The organism is Cellulomonas soli, assembly GCF_052036975.1.
GTDB lineage: Bacteria > Actinomycetota > Actinomycetes > Actinomycetales > Cellulomonadaceae > Cellulomonas > Cellulomonas soli_A.
The window spans coordinates 264,999-284,242 of sequence record NZ_JBQIAR010000002.1 but is presented as its reverse complement, the minus strand read 5'-3'; the positions used below and the strand labels follow the sequence as shown (position 1 = coordinate 284,242).

At 73.0% G+C, this 19,244-nt stretch carries 16 protein-coding genes; 11 read left to right on the top strand and 5 right to left on the bottom strand.

All coding sequences use genetic code 11. The features are described from left to right. Positions 1–239: 239 nt before the first annotated feature. Complete coding sequence (locus ACTHAM_RS03810; RefSeq protein ID WP_440684492.1) at positions 240–887, bottom strand: hypothetical protein; 648 nt, start codon at positions 885–887, stop codon at positions 240–242. A gap of 100 nt (positions 888–987) precedes the next feature. Between ACTHAM_RS03810 and ACTHAM_RS03805 the strand changes: the two genes are divergently transcribed. The 3 genes from ACTHAM_RS03805 (at position 988) to ACTHAM_RS03795 (ending at position 4,740) form a co-directional block, all read left to right on the top strand. Next, complete coding sequence (locus ACTHAM_RS03805; protein WP_440684490.1) at positions 988–2,418, top strand: sugar porter family MFS transporter; 1,431 nt, start codon at positions 988–990, stop codon at positions 2,416–2,418. A 170-nt stretch (positions 2,419–2,588) separates the two neighbouring features. Beyond that, positions 2,589–4,238 carry an MDR family MFS transporter gene (locus ACTHAM_RS03800; protein WP_440684488.1) on the top strand — a complete coding sequence of 550 codons (1,650 nt, stop codon included), beginning with the start codon at positions 2,589–2,591 and terminating at the stop codon, positions 4,236–4,238. A gap of 52 nt (positions 4,239–4,290) precedes the next feature. Continuing rightward, a complete protein-coding gene (locus tag ACTHAM_RS03795) occupies positions 4,291–4,740 on the top strand; it encodes a MarR family winged helix-turn-helix transcriptional regulator (RefSeq protein ID WP_440684486.1) in 450 nt (149 codons plus the stop codon). Between the two features lie 53 nt (positions 4,741–4,793). On the opposite strand, the gene ACTHAM_RS03790 is transcribed toward ACTHAM_RS03795, so the two are convergent. After that, positions 4,794–5,576 (bottom strand): nuclease-related domain-containing protein, encoded by a 783-nt coding sequence (locus ACTHAM_RS03790; RefSeq protein ID WP_440684484.1) that lies wholly within the window; start codon positions 5,574–5,576, stop codon positions 4,794–4,796. Positions 5,577–5,678: 102 nt separating this feature from the next. Next, on the bottom strand, positions 5,679–6,083 hold the full coding sequence (gene msrB / locus ACTHAM_RS03785) for a peptide-methionine (R)-S-oxide reductase MsrB (protein WP_440684482.1): 405 nt from the start codon (positions 6,081–6,083) through the stop codon (positions 5,679–5,681). Positions 6,084–6,343: 260 nt separating this feature from the next. Between msrB and ACTHAM_RS03780 the strand changes: the two genes are divergently transcribed. After that, positions 6,344–9,763 (top strand): EAL domain-containing protein, encoded by a 3,420-nt coding sequence (locus ACTHAM_RS03780; RefSeq protein ID WP_440684480.1) that lies wholly within the window; start codon positions 6,344–6,346, stop codon positions 9,761–9,763. A gap of 61 nt (positions 9,764–9,824) precedes the next feature. Here ACTHAM_RS03780 and ACTHAM_RS03775 read toward each other — a convergent pair whose 3' ends face one another. Beyond that, on the bottom strand, positions 9,825–10,511 hold the full coding sequence (locus ACTHAM_RS03775) for a PilZ domain-containing protein (RefSeq protein ID WP_440684573.1): 687 nt from the start codon (positions 10,509–10,511) through the stop codon (positions 9,825–9,827). A 257-nt stretch (positions 10,512–10,768) separates the two neighbouring features. On the opposite strand from ACTHAM_RS03775, the gene ACTHAM_RS03770 reads away from it, so the two are divergent. From ACTHAM_RS03770 to ACTHAM_RS03755, 4 genes are all read left to right on the top strand, one after another. After that, the gene (locus ACTHAM_RS03770; RefSeq protein ID WP_440684478.1) at positions 10,769–12,892 is read left to right on the top strand and encodes a putative bifunctional diguanylate cyclase/phosphodiesterase; all 2,124 of its coding nucleotides are present in this window, start codon (positions 10,769–10,771) and stop codon (positions 12,890–12,892) included. Between the two features lie 113 nt (positions 12,893–13,005). Then, positions 13,006–13,692, top strand: a complete 687-nt coding sequence (locus ACTHAM_RS03765; RefSeq protein WP_440684476.1) for a TasA family protein — start codon at positions 13,006–13,008, stop codon at positions 13,690–13,692. A 4-nt stretch (positions 13,693–13,696) separates the two neighbouring features. Next, on the top strand, positions 13,697–14,431 hold the full coding sequence (locus ACTHAM_RS03760; RefSeq protein ID WP_440684474.1) for a signal peptidase I: 735 nt from the start codon (positions 13,697–13,699) through the stop codon (positions 14,429–14,431). Then, entirely contained in the window at positions 14,412–14,615 is a 204-nt protein-coding gene (locus ACTHAM_RS03755; RefSeq protein WP_440684472.1) for a hypothetical protein, read from the top strand. Before ACTHAM_RS03760 ends, ACTHAM_RS03755 begins: the two co-directional genes overlap by 20 nt. Here ACTHAM_RS03755 and ACTHAM_RS03750 read toward each other — a convergent pair. Next, positions 14,593–16,398, bottom strand: coding sequence for a sensor histidine kinase (locus tag ACTHAM_RS03750; protein ID WP_440684470.1), 1,806 nt, complete (start codon positions 16,396–16,398; stop codon positions 14,593–14,595). The genes ACTHAM_RS03755 and ACTHAM_RS03750 overlap by 23 nt on opposite strands. A 217-nt stretch (positions 16,399–16,615) precedes the next feature. On the opposite strand from ACTHAM_RS03750, the gene ACTHAM_RS03745 reads away from it, so the two are divergent. The 3 genes from ACTHAM_RS03745 (at position 16,616) to ACTHAM_RS03735 (ending at position 19,234) form a co-directional block, all read left to right on the top strand. Continuing rightward, positions 16,616–17,827 carry an LLM class flavin-dependent oxidoreductase gene (locus ACTHAM_RS03745; protein ID WP_440684571.1) on the top strand — a complete coding sequence of 404 codons (1,212 nt, stop codon included), beginning with the start codon at positions 16,616–16,618 and terminating at the stop codon, positions 17,825–17,827. 57 nt (positions 17,828–17,884) lie between these two features. Next, entirely contained in the window at positions 17,885–18,520 is a 636-nt protein-coding gene (locus ACTHAM_RS03740; protein ID WP_440684468.1) for an FMN reductase, read from the top strand. A 63-nt stretch (positions 18,521–18,583) separates the two neighbouring features. Then, the gene (locus ACTHAM_RS03735; RefSeq protein WP_440684466.1) at positions 18,584–19,234 is read left to right on the top strand and encodes a hypothetical protein; all 651 of its coding nucleotides are present in this window, start codon (positions 18,584–18,586) and stop codon (positions 19,232–19,234) included. The last annotated feature ends 10 nt before the right edge of the window (positions 19,235–19,244 follow it).

Here is a 19,244-nt window from a genome sequence, read left to right as displayed (position 1 = left end):
GTTGACGGACGGGACACAGGCTAGGTCACCGTCCGGCGATTCCCCAACGCCAGATGTCCTGTGCATGCCTGTGAGACGGCTGCTAGGTGGACGGCAGGTGTGCGGCGCCCGGGGGGCGATCAAGCAGGTGGGGCGACGTCGGGCCGGGAGCGCCTCTCGGCGCGAGGCCGCTCGAAGCGGCGAGAGTTGGAGCCCGGGGCTACCGCGGCCCGACGTCGACGACCATGCTACGCCCCCGCTCAGTCGAGGTGACCGGCCCGCCACTGCTGCGCGGCGGCGGTCAGCTCGTCACCCGTCCGGGCCAACGACGCGGCGCTGCGGGTGGTGCGGTCGGCGTGGTCGGGGTCGAGCACGTCGAGGTGGTCGGCGTCGAACGCGGCACCGGTGGCCAGCACGTGGCACAGGGCGGCGGCCCGGTCGAGGGCATCGGCCAGGTCACCGGTGTACACGCCCGACAGGACCGCGTCGGCGGCGACGCGCACGTCGTCCGGTCCGGGCGGGTCGACGACGCCGGCGATCGCGCCGTGCACGGGCGCGGCCGCCACACCCTGACGGAACCGGTCGGCCACGGTCTGCGGGTCGCGGCGCACCCACTCGCGCAGCACGTACAGCCGCCACAGCGCGCCCGGCAGGCTCACCGGCGGGCTCTGCGCCCACAGGTTCGCCACGAGGTCCAGCCCCTCGGTCTCGACCAGCGCGACGAGCCGGGCCACGACCTGCGGGTCGCCCGCCTCGGCGCGCCCGTGCTGCACGAGGGCGGCCGCCGTGGTGTGCGCGAGGGCGTCGCGGGCCTCGGGGTCGAGGCCGCCGGGGATCGCGTCGGCCTGGGCGCCGTCCATGAGGGCCGGGCGGCGCGGCCGGCGGGGTCCGTCGGTGGGCTGGGACATGCCCTCGATGATCGCACCGGGTGCGCGCACGCAGCCCGCGGGTGAGAGTGAGGAGCGGCCGGCAGGGGTGCGGGCCGTTCAACCCCCGGGGAGACCACACATGACGGACAGCACACCCACGCCCAGGAGCGAGCACCACGGCAAGGCGGTCGCGCTGGCGGTCGCCGCGGCGGTCGGCGGCTTCCTGTTCGGCTTCGACAGCTCGGTGATCAACGGTGCGGTCGACGCGATCGAGGGCCAGTTCGACCTGGCGGCCACGGTGACGGGCCTGGTGGTCGCGGTGGCGTTGCTGGGGTGCGCGGCGGGTGCATGGCTCGGCGGTCGACTGGCCGACCGGTGGGGGCGGACGCGGGTGATGCTGCTCGGCGCGGTGCTGTTCTTCGTGTCCTCGATCGGCTCGGCGCTGGCCTTCGCGGCGTGGGACCTGGCGGTGTGGCGGGTGATCGGCGGGATCGGCATCGGCATCGCGTCGGTGATCGCCCCGGCCTACATCGCCGAGATCGCACCGGCGGCCGTGCGCGGCATGCTCGGCTCGTTGCAGCAGCTGGCGATCACGCTGGGCATCTTCGCGGCCCTGCTGTCGGACCAGCTGCTGGCGAGCACGGCGGGCGGCGCCGCCGAGGAGCTGTGGTTCGGGTGGGAGGCGTGGCGCTGGATGTTCCTGGTGGCCGTGATCCCGGCCGGCGTCTACGGGGTGCTGGCGCTGCGGATCCCCGAGTCGCCGCGGTTCCTGGTGGCGCAGGGCCGCACGCCCGAGGCGGTCGAGGTGCTCACGCGGGTGCTGGGCACGCAGCAGGAGGCGCAGGGCCGGGTCACCGAGATCGAGCGGACGATCGCGAGGGACGCCGCGGTGGTGGATCGGGCCTCGTTGCGGGGTCCGCGGTTCGGGCTGCTGCCGATCGTGTGGGTGGGCATCCTGCTGTCGGTGTTCCAGCAGTTCGTGGGGATCAACGTGATCTTCTACTACTCCACGACGCTGTGGCAGGCGGTGGGCTTCGACGAGAGCCAGTCGTTCCTGGTCTCGACGATCACCTCGGTGACGAACGTGCTGGTGACCCTGGTGGCGATCGCCCTGGTGGACCGGGTGGGTCGCCGGCCGATCCTGCTGGTGGGGTCTGCGGGGATGACGCTCTCGCTGGGGCTGATGGCGTTGGCGTTCACGCAGGCGACGACCGTGGGCGAGGACATCTCGCTGCCGGCCGGCTGGGGCACCACGGCGCTGATCGCCGCGAACGCGTTCGTGGTGTTCTTCGGGGCGTCCTGGGGGCCGCTGGTGTGGGTGCTGCTCGGGGAGATGTTCCCGAACCGGATCCGGGCGGCGGCGCTGGGGGTGGCCGCCGCGGCGCAGTGGGTCGCCAACTTCCTCATCACGGTGTCGTTCCCGCCGTTGCTGGACGCGTTCGGGGCGACCGTCCCCTACCTGATGTACGCGGTGTTCGCGGCGCTGTCGTTCGTGTTCGTGCTGGCGCGGGTGCCGGAGACCAAGGGCATGCAGCTGGAGGACATGCAGGGCGCGACGTACACCCGCTGAGCCGCTGGCGGCACGCGGGACGGCCGGGGCGTCGCGGGCGGTGCTGTCATGGACGTCACAGGCACCGACCCACCAGAACCGTTGCCGTGGGCAACTACCCGACCTATGGTTGCCCGAGGCAACGACATCGGACGGGAACGCCCGTCACCTCCGCACGACGAGAGCCGAGCATGGCCATCCCCACGGACAACCCCACAGACACCCCCACCACGCCGGCCGCCGCGACGACCCCCACCATGACCCACCGCGAGGTGCTCGAAGCACTCTCCGGGATCCTCCTGGGCATGTTCGTCTCGATCCTGGCCACGAGCCTCGTCTCGTCCTCGCTCCCCCGGATCATCACCGACCTCGGCGGCTCCCAGTCGGCCTTCACCTGGGTCGTCACCGCCACGCTGCTGACCACCACCGTCACCACGCCCATCTGGGGCAAGCTCGCCGACCTGTTCGACCGCAAGATGCTCATCCAGGTCGCGCTCGTTCTGTCGGTCGTCTCGTCCGCGCTCGCCGGTCTGTCGCAGACCACCGGGCAGCTCATCGCCGCCCGCGCGTTCCAGGGCATCGGCGCCGGCGGCCTCACCGCCCTGGCGACCGTGCTCATCGCCGACATCATCAGCCCGCGCGAGCGCGGCCGGTACATGGGCTACACCGGCGCGATCATGGCGCTCGGCATGATCGGCGGACCGCTCATCGGCGGCGTCGTCACCGACGGACCCGGGTGGCGCTGGAACTTCTTCTTCGGGCTGCCGTTCGCCGTCGCCGCGATCGTCGTGCTGCAGCGCACGCTGCACCTGGCCCCGCGGCCGCGCCGCGTCGTGCACATCGACTACGCCGGCGCCGGCCTGCTGTCCGCCGGCATCGCGACGCTGCTGCTGTGGATCACGTTCGTCGGCGACAACTTCGCGTGGGGCTCCTGGCAGACCGCCGCCATGGTCGGCGGCGCGCTGGCACTGCTGACCCTGGCCGTGCTCGTCGAGTCACGGGCCGCCGAGCCGATCATCCCGCTGCGCCTGTTCCGCAACCGCACCCTCGTGCTGGCGGTCGTCGCCTCGATCTCCGTCGGCATCGCCCTGTTCGGCACATCGGTGTTCCTCAGCCAGTACATGCAGCTCGCACGCGGCAAGACACCCACCCAGTCCGGTCTGATGACCATTCCCATGGTCGCCGGCATGGTCCTGGCCTCCACCCTGTCCGGCCGCTCCATCTCCCGCTCGGGCCACTACAAGCGCTTCATGGTCGCCGGCGCGATCACGCTCACCGCCGGCCTGGCCCTCATGGGCACCATCCACTACGACACCGAGTTCACGCTCGTCGCGGTGTACATGGCCATGCTGGGCGCCGGCGTCGGCATGCTGATGCAGAACCTCGTGCTCGCCGTGCAGAACACCCTCGACGTGCAGGACATCGGTGCAGGCACCGCCACCGTCGCGTTCTTCCGCTCCCTGGGCGGCACCATCGGCGTCTCGGTGCTGGGCGCCGTGCTCGGCTCACGTGTCGGCGACCTGATCGCCGAGGGGCTCGTGCGCCTGGGCGTCGACCCGTCCGCCCTGGGCGGCGGCTCCGGCGCGCTGCCGGACCTGGCCACGCTGCCCGACCCCGTGCGGGTGGTCGTCGAGTCCGCGTTCGGCGACGGGATCGCCGAGCTGTTCCTGCTGGCCGTCCCCGTCGCACTCGTCTCGCTCGTCGCCGTGTGCTTCCTGCGGGAGGTGCCGTTGGGCACCCGCTCCGGCGCCGAGCTGCGGGCGCAGGCCGAGGCGTCGCAGGCCCCGGCCGAGAGCACGCCGACCAGCGCACCCGCGGTCACCGCGGCGACGCTCGGCTGACCCGGTGATCTGCGCGGTCCCGTCCGGCGTCCCCGTCCGGGAGGATGGGGGTGTGGAGGCCGAGGAACCGATCCGCCAGGTGGAACGCGAGCTGGGCATGCTGCTGCGTCGCGCGCACGCCGCCTCGGCGACCATCGCCCGCAAGGTGCACCCCGACCTGGAGCCCGGCGTGTACGCCACGCTCGCCTACATCGCCCGGCGCCCCGGCGTGCGCGCCAGCGTCGTCGCCGACGACTTCGGGATCGGCCGCGCGACGATCTCACGCCAGCTGGCGCGGCTCACCGAGCTCGGCCTCGTCGAGCGCCGACCCGATCCCGACGACCAGCGCGGGCAGCTGCTGCAGCTGACCGTCGAGGGCACCGCACGACTCGAGGGGGCACGCGGGGCGCGAGGCGGGTTCCTGCGCGAGGCGCTGGCTCCGTGGGAGGAGGACGAGCTGCGGCGCCTGGCGGAGCAGCTCGCGCGGCTCAACGCCGCCGTCGCCGCCTCCGTGCGCCGCTGACCCTCAGGGGCAGGCAGAACTCGCCACGCCCTCGGCAGACGGTCAGCAGGTGGTCAGCGCAGCCAGGTGGTGCGCTGCCGGGCGATCGCCGTGATCGCGGCCACCCGGTCCGGGTCCAAGCGGGTCGGCATCTGCCGGAACACCGCAGGCACGTCCTGCCGGGACACCGCCACCGCGTCCTGCGTCCGCGGCTCCTGCGACAGCTCGAGCTCGCCCTGCAGCACGACCATGCCGCGCACCGTCACGGCAGCGACCCCGCTCGCGTGCAGCAGACCCTGGACCCGCGCGGCCTCCAGCCGGGCGTCCCGCAGGTACGGCACCGGGCGCCCGTCGACCTCGATGCGGCGACCCTCGACGCAGACCCGCTGACCGGGATGGCGGCGCTCGCAGATGGTGAAGATGCCACCAGGACCCACCAGCAGGTGCTCGACGACCGTGCCCTGACGGCCGAGCGGCACGTCGTGCAGCGCCTGCCAGCCCTCCTCCGCCAACCGGTCCAGCCGCACACCCACCGGGTTGCCCCGCTCCATGCGCTCGCGCCGGTCCGCGTCCAGCTCGGGAGCACCGTCCGGACCCAACCAGGCCCGCATCGCAGCCTCGTCCAGCGCGTCCAGCGCGTCGCGCGGGCCCGGCAGCGGCAGCACCAGCTCGGTGACGTCCGACCGCAGGTACGCCTGCACGGCGCGACGCAGCATCGACTCCAGGTGCGGCTCGTCCACGACGACCTCACCGGACTGCAGGTCCACGGACCCCGCGCGGGCCCCCGTCGACTCGGTGACGAACAGACGGTCGGCGCCGTAGCGCCTCCACCGTCGCACCGTCAGCACTGTGTCCACGACACCATTATCGGCACCTCGACGCCCCTTCTTCAGGTCGTCTCGGCAGCGAGCCGGAACAGGTGGGCGTGTCGTCCGAGCCGCGTGGGCGTGTCGTCCGGATCAGCCCTCCTGCGCCCGGAACGTCAGGCTCACGGAGTTCATGCAGTACCGGTCGCCGGTCGGGGTCTGCGGTGCGTCGTCGAACACGTGGCCCAGGTGCGAACCGCAGCGCGCGCACCGCACCTCCGTGCGGACCATGCCCAGCGTGCGGTCCTCGACCAGCTCCACCCGGTCGGCGGCCAACGGAGAGAAGAAGCTCGGCCACCCGCAGTGCGCGTCGAACTTCGTCTCCGAGCGGAACAGCTCCTGCCCGCACGCCCGACAGCCGTACACCCCGACCCGCGCCTCGCCGAGCAGCGCTCCCGTCCCCGGCCGTTCGGTGGCCGCCTGGCGCAGCACCGCGAACTCCTGCGGCTCCAGCAGCAGCCGCCACTCCTCGTCGGACCTCGTCACCTGGTATCCCATGCCTGCTGCAACACCACGGTCCGCCCGGACGTTCCGTGGCCTCGCGGTGGTGGCGCACCACCGCGTTGAGGTCCATCAGGGCCGACGAGAGCCCACGGTTGCTCCGTCCGGGGGACAAGAGTCGGACACCTGACCAGCAACGCCTCAGGACACTCAACAGGACAGGTGCGACGTCGATGGGCACTCTCGACACGTGCGACGCGGCCGACGGTCGTCGCACAGGCGGGCGCGCGCCCCGCGAGTCCCCGGGGAGGAGTGCGATGGAGCGGACGGATACCGTCCTGGTGCTGGTCTCCTTCACCGGTGGCTTCTACTTCGGCGAGACGCTCGCCGGGATCCAGCGGGAGGTCGCCCGCGCCGGAGGACGCGTGGTGGTGCACCAGACCGCGGCGCAGACGCTCCCCTACGTGGAGGCCGACTCCGTCCAGCCGACCATGCCCGTGGCGTGGGACCACGCCGTCGGCGCGGTGTCCGTGGCCGGCGCGGTCGGCCGGACCTCGCTGGAACGCCTGGGTGAGTCCGGCGTCCCGGTCGTCCTCGTCTCGCACCACATCCCCGGGTTCGTCGCACCCGTCGCCATGCCCGACAACCTGGGCGGCACGGCCGCCGCCGTCGCCCACCTGCTCCAGCACGGGCACACGCGCATCGGGTTCGTCGGCAACCTGGCCGGCACCGACATGCGCGAGCGGTACGCCGCCTACCACCAGACGCTCCTCGAGCACGGGATCGAACCGGAACCGACGCACTTCCTGCCCTGCGCGGAGAACGGCGAGCTCGGCGGCATGCTCGCCGCCGAGCGGTTCCTCGCCCTCAGCGAGCGACCCACCGCCGTCATGTGCGCCACGGACCGCAACGCGGTGGGCTTCATGGCACGCGTGCGACGCGAAGGGCTGTCGATCCCGCAGGACGTCGCCGTGATCGGGTTCGACAACATCGAGGCCGGTGCGTACACCGCGCCCGCCCTGGCCACGGTCGACCAGAAGTTCCACACCGTCGGCTCCCTCGCCGGACTGCTCCTGGTGCGCCTGGTCGAGGACGGCCCCGACGCGCTGCAGGGCCGCACCGTCGAGTACGCACCGAGCGCGCACGTCGTCCCCCGCACGTCGTGCGGCTGCGTGGGCGAAGGCGACGGCGCCGACCCGGGGCCGATGCGACCCGCCGGCGCGGCACGGCCCCCGGTGCCGACCGTCGAGCAGCCGCCCACACCGGCGAAGCAGCTGCTGGCCGACCTGACCACCGTGACGGAGACCGACCAGGGTGCCGACGCCAGCACGCACCTCGCGGCGACCGCCGCAGCCGTCGAGGAGCTGGTGGAGAACGCCCTGCGCACCGGGGTGGTCCCCTCGTCCGACCGGGTCGCGGCAGCCCTCGAGCACCTCAGCCAGGCGTTGCTGCGCGCCGAGGGCCTCGACGCGCTCGTCACCGCCGTCGACACCTACCTGCAGCGCACCGCACGCGAAGCACACCCCGCGCCCCTCGCGGCGACCGTGGCCACGCTGCGGGCCCGGCTGTCCGCCACCCGCTCGCACCTGCACGCGGCGCGCTACCTGCAGCGCTCGCTCAGCGCCGAGGAGTCGCTGTTCGAGGGGTACCTGGTGGGTCGCGCCCTGCTCGGCACCGACACGGCGCCACCCGAACGCCTCGGCTGGCTGGCCGGCACCCACGTGCGCGTCGGCGCGCTGGCCCTGTGGCGCGGCGACGAGCTGGAGATCACCGGCACGCACGACCCGCAACGGGCCCTGCACGGACTGGTCGGGCGCCGGTCCACCGCCGCGCAGTTCCCCCCCACCGAGCTGCTCGACCAGGTGCGTTCCCACGCCGGCGAGGTCGCCTACGTGGTGCCCGTGGGATCCCCCGGGCGCGAGTGGGGGCTGCTGGCGCTCGTCGGCGGGATCGACGTCGACTCCAACCGCGAGACGTACGCGCACTGGGCTGCGCTGCTCGCCTCGGCGTTCGACCAGCACGACCTGGTCCGCGCCGTCCGCCACTCCGAGGAACGGCACAGCCTGCTGGCGTCCGCCGTCAACGAAGGCCTGTGGGAGATGGACACGGCCACCGACGACGTCACGGCCTCCGAACGAGCGCTCGCCCTGCTCGGGCTGGAGCACACCCCCGTCGCCACCCGGACGGACACCTGGCGTCGGGGCATCCCCCCCGAGGACCTCGAGCGGCTGCAGGAGACGCTGCGGCGGATCGCCCGCGGCGAGCTGCCGTTGGCCGAGGTGGAGTACCGCTACCGCGGACCGCTCGACGCCGACCAGCGGTGGATGCTCGCGCGCGCCATGCCCGCCAGCATCGGGGCCGACGGCCGCGCGGCCCACATCTTCGGTTCCATGTCGGACATCACCCGGCGCAAGCAGCTCGAGGAGGAGCTGCGCCGCCACGCGATGTACGACACGGCGACCGGACTGCCGAACCGGCGCACGTTCCTCGAGCGCCTGCGGCGCTCCGTCGCCCGTGCGCGGGTCGAGGGCGTCCCCTACGCCGTGGTGTTCCTGGACCTGGACCGGTTCAAGGTCGTCAACGACTCCCTCGGCCACCAGACCGGCGACCGGCTGCTGCGGGCGGTCAGCGAACGACTGGCGACCGCGCTGCGACCCTCCGACCTGGCGGCCCGGTTCGGTGGCGACGAGTTCGCGGTGCTGCTCGACGGCATCGGGTCCGACGACGTCCCGATGGTCGCGCGTCGCCTGATCGATGCGCTGTCGCGTCCGTTCGAGGTCGACGGCCACGCCCTGTGGGTCACCGCGAGCCTGGGCGTCGCCTCGAGCAGCGTGGGCTACACCGACGCCGAGGACGTGCTGCGCGACGCCGACACGGCGATGTACCACGCCAAGACGCACGAGCCCGGTTCGGCGGCGTTCTTCGACGCCGAGATGCACCAGGACGCCGTGCAGCACCTGCGCCTGCAGGCCGAGGTGCAGCTCGCGCTCGACCGCGACGAGTTCGAGGTGTACTACCAGCCGATCATCGAGCTCGACGACTCCCCGGTCGCGCGGTTCGAGGCGCTCGTGCGCTGGAACCACCCCACGCGCGGCCTGGTGCTGCCCGGCACGTTCCTGCCGCTCATGGAGGAGACGGGGCTCGTGGTCCGCCTCGGCCAGATGGTCGTCGACCACACGTGCCGCGACCTGGCGCAGTGGCGGGCGACGTACGACGGCCCGGTCACCGTGAGCGTGAACCTCTCCGACCGCGAGTTCTGGCACACCGGGCTGGCGCAGCACGTGCACGACTGCCTCGCACGCCACGGCGTGCCGGCCGAGTGCCTCACGCTGGAGATCACCGAAGGGGTCATCGCCCGCCGCCCCGGGCTGGCCGACCAGCTGCTGCGCAAGTTCCACGACGCCGGGCTGCAGCTGCACATCGACGACTTCGGCACGGGCCACTCCTCGCTGCAGACGCTGCACCGGTACCCGGTCGACGCCCTCAAGATCGACAGGTCGTTCGTGCAAGGGCTCGCCGAGGAGCAGCAGTCCCGCGAGCTGGTCCGCGCGATCGTCGCGATGGGGCGGGCGCTCGGGCTGACGGTCATCGCCGAAGGCGTCGAGACGCACGCCCAGCTGGAGATCCTGCGGGACATCGGGTGCGAGAGCGCGCAGGGGTTCCTCTTCGACCGTGCCGTGCCCGCCGATCGGGCCGCCGCGCTGCTGGGCTCGATGCCCCTGGCACCGACCACCTGACCGGCCGACCGGGGCCTGCCGCCGCGGTCAGGTGTGCTGGGCGGTCACGTGCTCCGGGCGGTCAGGTGCTCTCGGCGCGCACGCGTCGCTGCTCGCGCTGCGTCCTGGCCACGTAGGCGTACAGGTGGTCCGACGAGCGCTCGTCGAGGCCCACGAACCGGCAGCCGTAGTGCACGACCCCCGCCAGGGACTGCGTGCGCACCACGAGGGCCTGCACGTGCAGCGGCAGCGCGCCACCTCGTCCGACCACGACCGCGGGCAGGTCGAACGTGAGGATGTCGCCCACGTCCAGCCTGGCCGTGCAGGTCAGTCGCGTGCCGTTGGCGGACAGGTCCAGCACGGTGACGCCGACGCTGCGACCCGGCGCCTCGTCGGCCGGGTCCTCGTCGTCAGCGGTGTGCTCGTCCGCGGGTTCACCGGTGTCGGCCGCATCGCCCGGCAGGTGCGTGTCCGCACGCTCCAGCGCGGCGATGCACAGCAGGCGCACACCGACCCGCACCCCGTCGCGCTTCTGCACCACGGACTCCAGCTCGATGCTGCCGATCTCGACGATGGCCCCCACGCGCACCACGTACCCGCCGTAGTGGCACTCGCCCCGCACGTCGTCCATGACCCGCAGTCGCACAGGCATGCCCGGCGTCAGCCCGCGGGGCAACGCCTCGGGTACCACCACGGCGTCGCGCCCGTCGAACGAGCGGATGTGACCCGTGACGCCGGCCTCTGCGCCCGCCACGGTGCACGGGCGCATCTCGTGCAAGCTGGACCTCCTGAGCCCCTGTGGCCGTCCGTGGCCGGGTCGTCATCGGAGGTTACCGTGCCCGTCGCCGGGACAGGTAGGCGCACGCGCCCGGCGCGTCCGCGCGACTCGCCGAGCGAGGGCGGGACGCGTGGAATGTCGCAAACCAGGGGCCCACCGCCTACCCTTCGACTGTCCGTGCCCCTCGTCGGCACCCTTCGATCACTCCACCCCGACCGCCAGCCCGTCCAGCAGCACGTGAGGTCCAGGTGACGTCTGCCGTCCGTCGGCGTTGGTCGCTCCCGCGGTACTTCGCGGTCGTGAGCGTCCTGGCGATGGCAGCCCTCGGGGTGGCACTGGTGTGGGTGACCTCGTCGGTGATGACCACGCAGGCGTTGCGCGACGGCACCACGATGGCCACCGCGGTCAGCTCGTACGCCACGGCCACGGTGCCCGCCGACGCGTTCGCGGTCACCGGCGCACTGACCGGTGAGCAGGCCGACGCCGTCGAGCGGTCGATCGCCGGGTTCGGGGACAGGCTGGTCGAGGTCCGGCTGTGGAGTGCCGACGGCGTGCTGCTGTTCAGCTCGGTCGAGCGGGGATCCACCGGGTTCCCCGACGGTGAACGGCTGGACCGGGTGATGGCCTCGGGCAACCCGGACGCACGCGTGCAGGTGGACGTCAGCGGCGAGCGGACCACCGCCGGGGCCACCGAGCGTGACGTGCTCGACGTCTACACGCCCGTGCAGGTCGCCGACACCGCCGGGCTGCTGGACGCCGGCTCGACGCTCGCCCCGGACGACGTGGTGGGCGCGGCGGAGATCCTGCTCGACCACACCGCGTCGTCGGCCGCCCTGGCCGAGGCGGTGCGCACCGTGACCCTGGTGACCGCCGGCGGGCTGGTCGCCCTGTTCCTGCTGCTCTTCCGCACCGTGATGACCACGTCGCGGCGCCTGCAGTCGACCGCGCTGGAGAACGCCCGGCTCGCCCTGCTGGACTCGTTGACCGGGTTGCCGAACCGCCGGCTGCTGGCCGACCGGATGCGCCGCGCGATCCTCGACGCGGGGCGCGACGAGACCCGCGTGGGCCTGATGCTGCTGGACATCGACCGGTTCAAGGACATCAACGACTCCCTCGGTCACGACCGCGGCGACGAGCTGCTCGAGCAGGTCGCGGCCCGGCTGCGCAACGCGCTGCGGCACGAGGACGTCGTGGCCCGGCTGGGCGGGGACGAGTTCGCGATCCTGCTGCCCGACGTGCGCTCGGTGGCGAACGCCGAACGTCTCGCGCACCGGGTCCGGCACCTGTTCGTGCCTCCGTTCACGCTCGGGGAGATCCCGTTGCACGTGGACACCTCGGTGGGCGTCGCGTGCCTGCCGGACCACGCCGACGACGCGTCCTCGCTGATGCGCACCGCCGACATCGCCATGTACGCGGCGAAGAACCACCGCAAGGGCGTGGCCGTGTACTCCCCGGACGAGGACGACTCCTCCCCCGCCCGCCTGGTGCTGCTCGGCGACCTGCACCGGGCGCTCGCACCGGAGCCGGGGGCCGCACCCGAGCTGGTCATGCACTACCAGCCGAAGGTCGCCCTCTCCACGGGCCGCACGGTCGGCTTCGAGGCGCTCATGCGCTGGCGCCACCCCACGCGTGGGCTGATCGCCCCGACGGTGTTCGTGCCGCTGGCCGAGCAGTCGGGGCTCATCCACGACATCACCCGGTTCGCCCTGACGGAGTGCGTCACCCAGCTGGCCCGGTGGCGGGCCGAGGGGCACGACGTGCCGGTGGCCGTGAACCTGTCCGCGCACGACGTCACCACGTCGCAGGTCGTCGAGCTCATCGAGTCGCTGCTGGCCGACCACGCGGTGCCCGCCGCGCTGCTGGACGTGGAGATCACCGAGACGGCCCTGGTCGCCGACCGGTCCCGTGTGGTGCCCGTGCTCGAGCGGCTCGGCGAGCTCGGCGTGCGGGTGGCGATCGACGACTTCGGCATCGGCAACACCTCGATCTCCCAGCTGCGGGACCTGCCCGTCGACGAGCTGAAGATCGACCGGCTGTTCGTGTCGGACCTGCGCGAGGGCGGGCGGGACGGTGCGGAGGTCGTCGTGCAGGCCATGGTCGACCTGGCCCACTCGTTCGGCCTGCGCGTCGTCGCGGAGGGCGTCGAGGACGAGTACATCGCCGGGATCCTGCGGGGTCTGGGTGTCGACCACGCGCAGGGGTTCCTGTACTCCGAGGCGGTGCCCGCCAGGCAGGTGCCGCAGCTGCGTGCTTCGCTGGGAGAACGCCACCCGCGTCACACCGGGTCCAGCCGGGCGTCGGCGACCGCTGGGGCGGTGCCCACCCGCGGCGTCGAGGCCGCCACCGGGACGGACCGCCCGAGCGGACCCTGATCGCCCGACTCGACACGGAACGCTCAAGTCCGACGAGTCACCTGCCGATACCTGTACTTTCGGCACGGTTCCCGCACCACGCCGAGCTCGACAGCCCGAGGAGGGCACCCGCTGTGATCGACGACCTGCTCCAGGAGATGATCGACCCCGCCCCGGCGCCCCGTGACAAGCCGCGGCGCCGTCGGCTGTGGGCGACCGTCGCGATCGTGGGCCTGTCGGTGGTGGGCGCGACCTCGCTGACGACCTCGGCGCTGTTCACCGACAACGACACCGTCAACGCGGCGATCACCTCCGGCACCGTCGACATCGCCGGTGGCGACCTCACGTTCACCATGCCGTCCGGCGGCCTGGCCCCCGGGGACGCCGTCGTCGCGCCGGTGACGGTGGACAACGACGGGTCGCTCGAGCTGCGCTACGCGGTGCGCTACTCGGCCGCGGCGGGCACGCCCGGAACCCCACCGGACCTCGAGACCCCTGTGGTGACCGGCGCCCTGCAGGATGCGCTCTCGCTCAGCCTGTTCGACCTGGACGGTGCGGCGTGCACGGCTGACGCCACCGCGGCCGCCGTCGGGACGGCCGCCCAGCTGACGACCACCGGGTTCGGGCTGGCAGGTACCGACACGGCCCTGCTGGGTTCGTCGGCGCCCGGCGCGCAGGACGGGGATCGTGTCCTGGCTGCCCTGAGCGCCGAGGAGCTGTGCGTGCGCGTGGACTTCGACGCCGCGGCCGGCAACGAGTTCCAGAGCCTGACCACCGACATCACGCTCCGGTTCGTGGCCGAGCAGACGGTCAACAACTGAGCCGATGACCCGGGCCCGTCGGCAGACGCCGACCGTCGAGCGCCGGCAGGTGGACGGCCACCGCCGGTCCCGACGACCCCGGACGGTCGGGCGGCCGTGGTGGCTGCGGGCGGTGACGGCGACCCTGTGGGCGGTGGTCGTCGTGGGTGGCACGGCCTACGCCGCGTCGTTGGCCGTGCCGCTGTGGTTCCAGGCGCACGAGCAGCGGCTGCTGATCGTGACCTCGGGTTCGATGGCCCCGATGTTCGAGGCGGGCGACGCCGTGGTGCTGCGGCGCATCACGGACCCCTCGCAGCTCAAGGTCGGGCAGGTCGTCTCGTTCTGGCCGGTGGGTTCTCAGTCGCTGGTCACGCACCGGGTGGTCGAGCTGCACATGCTGCCCCAGCTGGAGGCGGACCCGACCGACCCGACGCGTTCGGTCCCGCTGCTCGACGACGCGGGTGACGTGGTGGAGAACCCGTACATCGTGACCAAGGGCGACGCGAATCCGTTGCGCGACCCGAACGCGACGCCGCTGACCCGCGTGCGCGGTGTGGTCCTGGCCGTGCACGAGGGCTGGGGCTGGGTGCTGCAGTGGGCCGGTTCGGCCCGGGGGCGGGCCACGATGCTCGTCCCCCCGTTGCTGGCCCTGGCCGCACTGGAGATCATGGCGGTGGTCGGCGCACGGCAGCGCCGCCGTGCCGCGCCGGCGCGTCCCGCGGACGAGGGGAGCCGGTTCGATGACCTCCTCCTCGACTGACGTCCCGCGATGGTGGCAGGCCGAGGGCGGCTCGTGGCTGCGGCTGGCGGCGGCGCTGCTGGTGGGGCTGCTGGCGCTGCTCGCGCCTGCCGTCGGGACGACGGGCGCGGTGTTCGTCGACGAGGCGCCGGTGACCACGGGGGTCACGACGGCGCCGACGTTCACCCCCGCGCCGGGCCCGTGACCGCCGGGAGCACGATCGTGCAGGTGGTGCCCTCGTCGACACGGCTGGTGATCTCGAGCCGGCCGCCGTGCGCGGTGACGATCGCCTGAGCGATGGCCAGACCCAGGCCGAAGCCGGGGACGGCCCCGCGGGTCGCCGTGGTCGCCCGGTAGAAGTCCTCGGTGAGGTGGGCGACCTCGTCCGGCGGGATGCCGATGCCGGTGTCGGTCACGGTGATCTCGGCCTGACTCTGACCGATCGGACCGCGGGTGCGACGCACCGCGACGGCGACCCGACCGCCCTGCGGCGTGAACTTCACGGCGTTGGACAGCAGGTTGTCGACGGCCTGGGCGAGCCGGTCCGCGTCGCCGTCGACCGTGACCACCTCCCCCGTGCTCGCCTCGAGCTCGACACCCGCGGCTTGCGCGGCGGGGACGGCGGTCTCCACGCTGGCCCGCACCACGTCGGCCAGGTCGATCCGGGCCCGTTGCACCGTGAACCGCCCGGCGCGCACCTGCGCGGTGAGCAGCAGGTCGGCGACGAGCCGCAGCTGGGTGCGGGCGTTGCGCTCGATGACCTCCAGGTGCGCGGACTGCTCGGCGGTCAGCGGATCGGGGCCGTCGCGCAGCAGCTCGGCGTAGCCGAGGACCGAGCTGATGGGTGTGCGCAGCTCGTGGCTGACGAGCGAGACGAACCGTTCCTTGAGCCGGGCGGCCTCGCGTTCGGCGGTGACGTCGGTGGCCACGACGACGTACCCGGCGGAACGGGGGTCGGGGTCGGCCCGTCGGGTCACGGCCAGGCGGACGGTGATGGTCGAGCCGTCACGGCGCCGGTACGTCCAGTCGCGCACGTCCGGTCGACCCGCGAGCGCGGGGGCGACGAGCGCATCGAGCAGGAATCGCGGGTTGTCGACCTCGTCGTCGTCGTGGAAGAGCTCGGCGCGGCGGGCGTCGAGCTCGGCGCGCAGGTGGAAGTCGGTCAGTCGCATGCGGCCGACGACGTCCGCGCGCGCGTACCCGAGGAGTCGTTCGGCGCCGGGGTTGAACACGTCGACGAGTCCTTCGTCGTCGGCGGCGATGATCGCCTGCTCGGTGACGGCGTCGAACACGGACAGGAGGGTGTCGCGGGCGGCGCGGCGGTCGGCGGCGACACGGGCCAGCTCGACGGCGTCGGCGCGCATGCGTTCGAGCAGGGCGTCCTGCATGCGACGCAGGGTGGCCAGCGTCTCGGTGCGGGCACGCAGGCGTTCGGTGAGCCCGTTGACGGTGTAGGCCACGACGAGGACGACGAGGGGCACGAAGAACGCCCGGACGAGCAGGGTCGCGGTGATCGCCCCGACGTCGGAGAGCAGCGGGACGGCGATGATGCCGGCGGCACCGACGGCTGCGACGTACACGCCGCGCCGCCCGCGCCGGGCCGCCAGGTCCACGACGGGGAGCACCATGATCAGCGCGAACGGGGACGACGGGCCGCCCGTGCCCACCCGCAGGAGCCCGACCGCGAGCATCTGCACGAGCGGGGGTCCGTAGAGGGTCCAGTCGGGCCAGCGACGCCACGGCAGCGTGAACGCCGCCAGGGTCTCGAGCCCGACGAGCAGCGCGCCGACGGCCACCTTGCGGGGGTCTGCGGCCCCGAACGCGGGCAGCAGCAGGGTGAGCAGAGCCAGCGCGTACAGGCCGGTGAACGGCACCTGCCGTTCGACGATGGAGGCCTCTTCGGCCCACCACCGGCCGAGCCGGGCGAGCGGGCCTGTGGGCGCGGGTCCGTGGCGTTGCCACTCGTCGGCCACCTGGGCTCGGCTCACGCATCACCTCCGCACGGCAGGGCCGTCCGGCCGTCGTGCCGGGTCTGCGTCCCGCACGGTCGTCCGGTCCTGCCGTCACGGTAACGGGACGTCCCTGCCTGCGCGCGGTCGGGCGGCACGGTGCGGGGCGTGTCGCCGGACGGGTCGGGGAATAGGTGACGAAGGTCCCGGGTTGAGGCGCGAGTACATGCAAACGCATAGACCTGTGAGGCGCGAGATGCAGTTCGGGATCTTCACCGTCAGTGACATCACCACCGACCCCACCACCGGCCGAACCCCGGACGACACCGAGCGCGTGCGGAACATCCTCACCATCGCCCGGCACGCCGACGAGGCCGGGTTGGACGTGTTCGCCACCGGGGAGCACCACAACCCGCCGTTCGTCGCCTCGTCCCCCACCACCATGCTCGGGTACCTCGCCGGCGTGACGAAGCAGATCACGCTGTCGACCGCCACGACGCTCATCACCACCAACGACCCGGTCCGCATCGCCGAGGAGTACGCGATGCTCCAGGTGATCGCCGACGGACGCATGGACCTCATGCTCGGCCGCGGCAACACCGGCCCCGTGTACCCGTGGTTCGGTCAGGACATCCGCCAGGGCCTGCCGCTGGCCGTCGAGAACTACGCCCTGGTCCGCCGCCTCTGGGAGGAGGAGGTCGTCGACTGGTCCGGGAAGTTCCGCACCCCGCTGCAGGGCTTCACCTCGACCCCCCGCCCGCTCGACGGCGTCCCGCCGTTCGTCTGGCACGGCTCGATCCGCACCCCCGAGATCGCCGAGCAGGCCGCGTTCTACGGCGACGGGTTCCTGCACAACGCGATCTTCTGGCCCATGAGCCACACCCAGCAGATGGTCCGCTACTACCGCCAGCGGTACGAGCACCACGGCCACGGCCGCGCCGACCAGGCCATCGTCGGGCTCGGCGGGCAGGTGTTCATGCGCAAGGACTCGCAGAAGGCGTGGGACGAGTTCCGCCCCTACTTCGACAACGCACCCGTCTACGGGCACGGCCCCTCGATGGAGGACTTCACACGCGAGACACCCCTGACCGTCGGTTCCCCGCAGCAGGTCATCGACCGCTACGGCGCGTTCCGCGAGAAGGTCGGCCACTACCAGCGCCAGCTGTTCCTCATCGACCACGCCGGGCTGCCGCTCAAGACCGTCCTCGAGCAGATCGACCTGCTGGCCGAGGAGGTCGTTCCCGTGCTGCGCCGCGAGGCCGAGTCCGCCCGCCCCGCGCACGTGCCCGCGAACCCGCCCACGCACGCCGAGCGCGTGGCTGCCGCCCGCGCCGCCGGGCAGGTGCACACCCAGACCGTCGCCGCCGGCGACCACTGGACCGGCAAGACCGCCGAGGACGACATCGACGCCGCCGATGCCGCCACCCCGGCCGCCGCCGCCCGCCCGGGTGCCGCGTTCGGTCTCTGACCGCCCCGCCCCACCACGCACCGCACGACCCACCACGCACCTGAGAGAAGGACCCCGATGAGCGACCGCCGCCTCGTCGTCATCTCCGCCGGGCTGTCCCAGCCCAGCTCCACCCGCCTGCTCGCGGACCGCCTCACCGAGGCCACCGTCACCGAGCTGGCCGCCCGCGGGCACACCGCCCAGGTCGAGGTCGTCGAGCTGCGCGACCTCGCGCACGCCGTCGTCGACGCGACCCTCACCGGGTTCCCCACCGGTGCGCTGGCCGACGCGATCACCTCGATCACCGCGGCCGACGGCCTCATCGCCGTCACCCCGATCTACACGGCGTCCTACTCCGGCCTGTTCAAGTCGTTCGTCGACATCCTCGACAAGGACGCCCTGGCCGGCGTGCCCGTGCTGCTCGGCGCCACCGGCGGCACGCCGCGGCACTCCCTCGCGATCGACTTCGCCCTGCGGCCCCTGTTCGGCTACCTGCACGCCGACGTCACCGGCACCTCGGTGTTCGCCGCCACCGACGACTGGGCAGGTGCGGGTGGCGACCAGACCAACCCGCTGCCCGAGCGGATCCGCCGCGCCGGGCGCGAGCTCGCCGAGACCGTCGCCGACCGGGAGCCGGCCGCACCGGTCGGCCTGTACGACGCGGTGCCCTCGTTCGAGGAGCTGCTCGGGGGGTCGCGGACCGCCGGGCACTGAACCGGTACGACCGGACGGGTGAGGGTCATGTCCGATTCGTCCTGATATCAGTAGGCTCCCGGCATGGTGACCCTGTCCCCCGCCGCCCTCGCCCATGATGCGCTGACCTGGTGGGAGCAGTGGGGGCCGAGTGTCGCCCCCCTGCTCGGCGCGCTGCTCGTCGCGCTCGTCGTGTCCCGGGCGATCCGGCGCAGCGCCGACCAGTCCGACGAGACCGTCGAGCACGCCGAGGACGTCTGGCGCGACATCACGTTGCGGCACGCCGCGCACGTCGCCGAACGGGCCGAACGGTCCGCCGCCCTCAAGGGGCTCGTGCAGGCCACGAGCGAGCTGCTGCGCGCCACCGACAACGTGCTGTGGGCCACCACGCAGACCGTCAGCGCGGGCCGGCCCCTGCGGGTCGGCGACCACGAGCAGTCGCTGCGCGTGCAGGACGAGGTGCACCTGGTGTTCCGGATGGCCCGCAGCACCGCCGGCATCTACACCGGCACCGCCGTGGTCGACGCCGCCAACCGGGCCGAGCAGTGGTGCTCCGACGTGCTCGACCGGGTGGGCAGCGACCCGATGAACCTCGAGCTGATCGAGATGCAGCGCACGTTCCTGGAGACCGAGGGCGACCGGGAGCTCGGCCGGCTCGTCGACCTGGTGCGCCGCGAGCTGGACATCGTCGGGGCGCCCGCCCAGGGCCGGCTGGTACCGCTCGCCGGGCGGTGAGCCCGGGCGA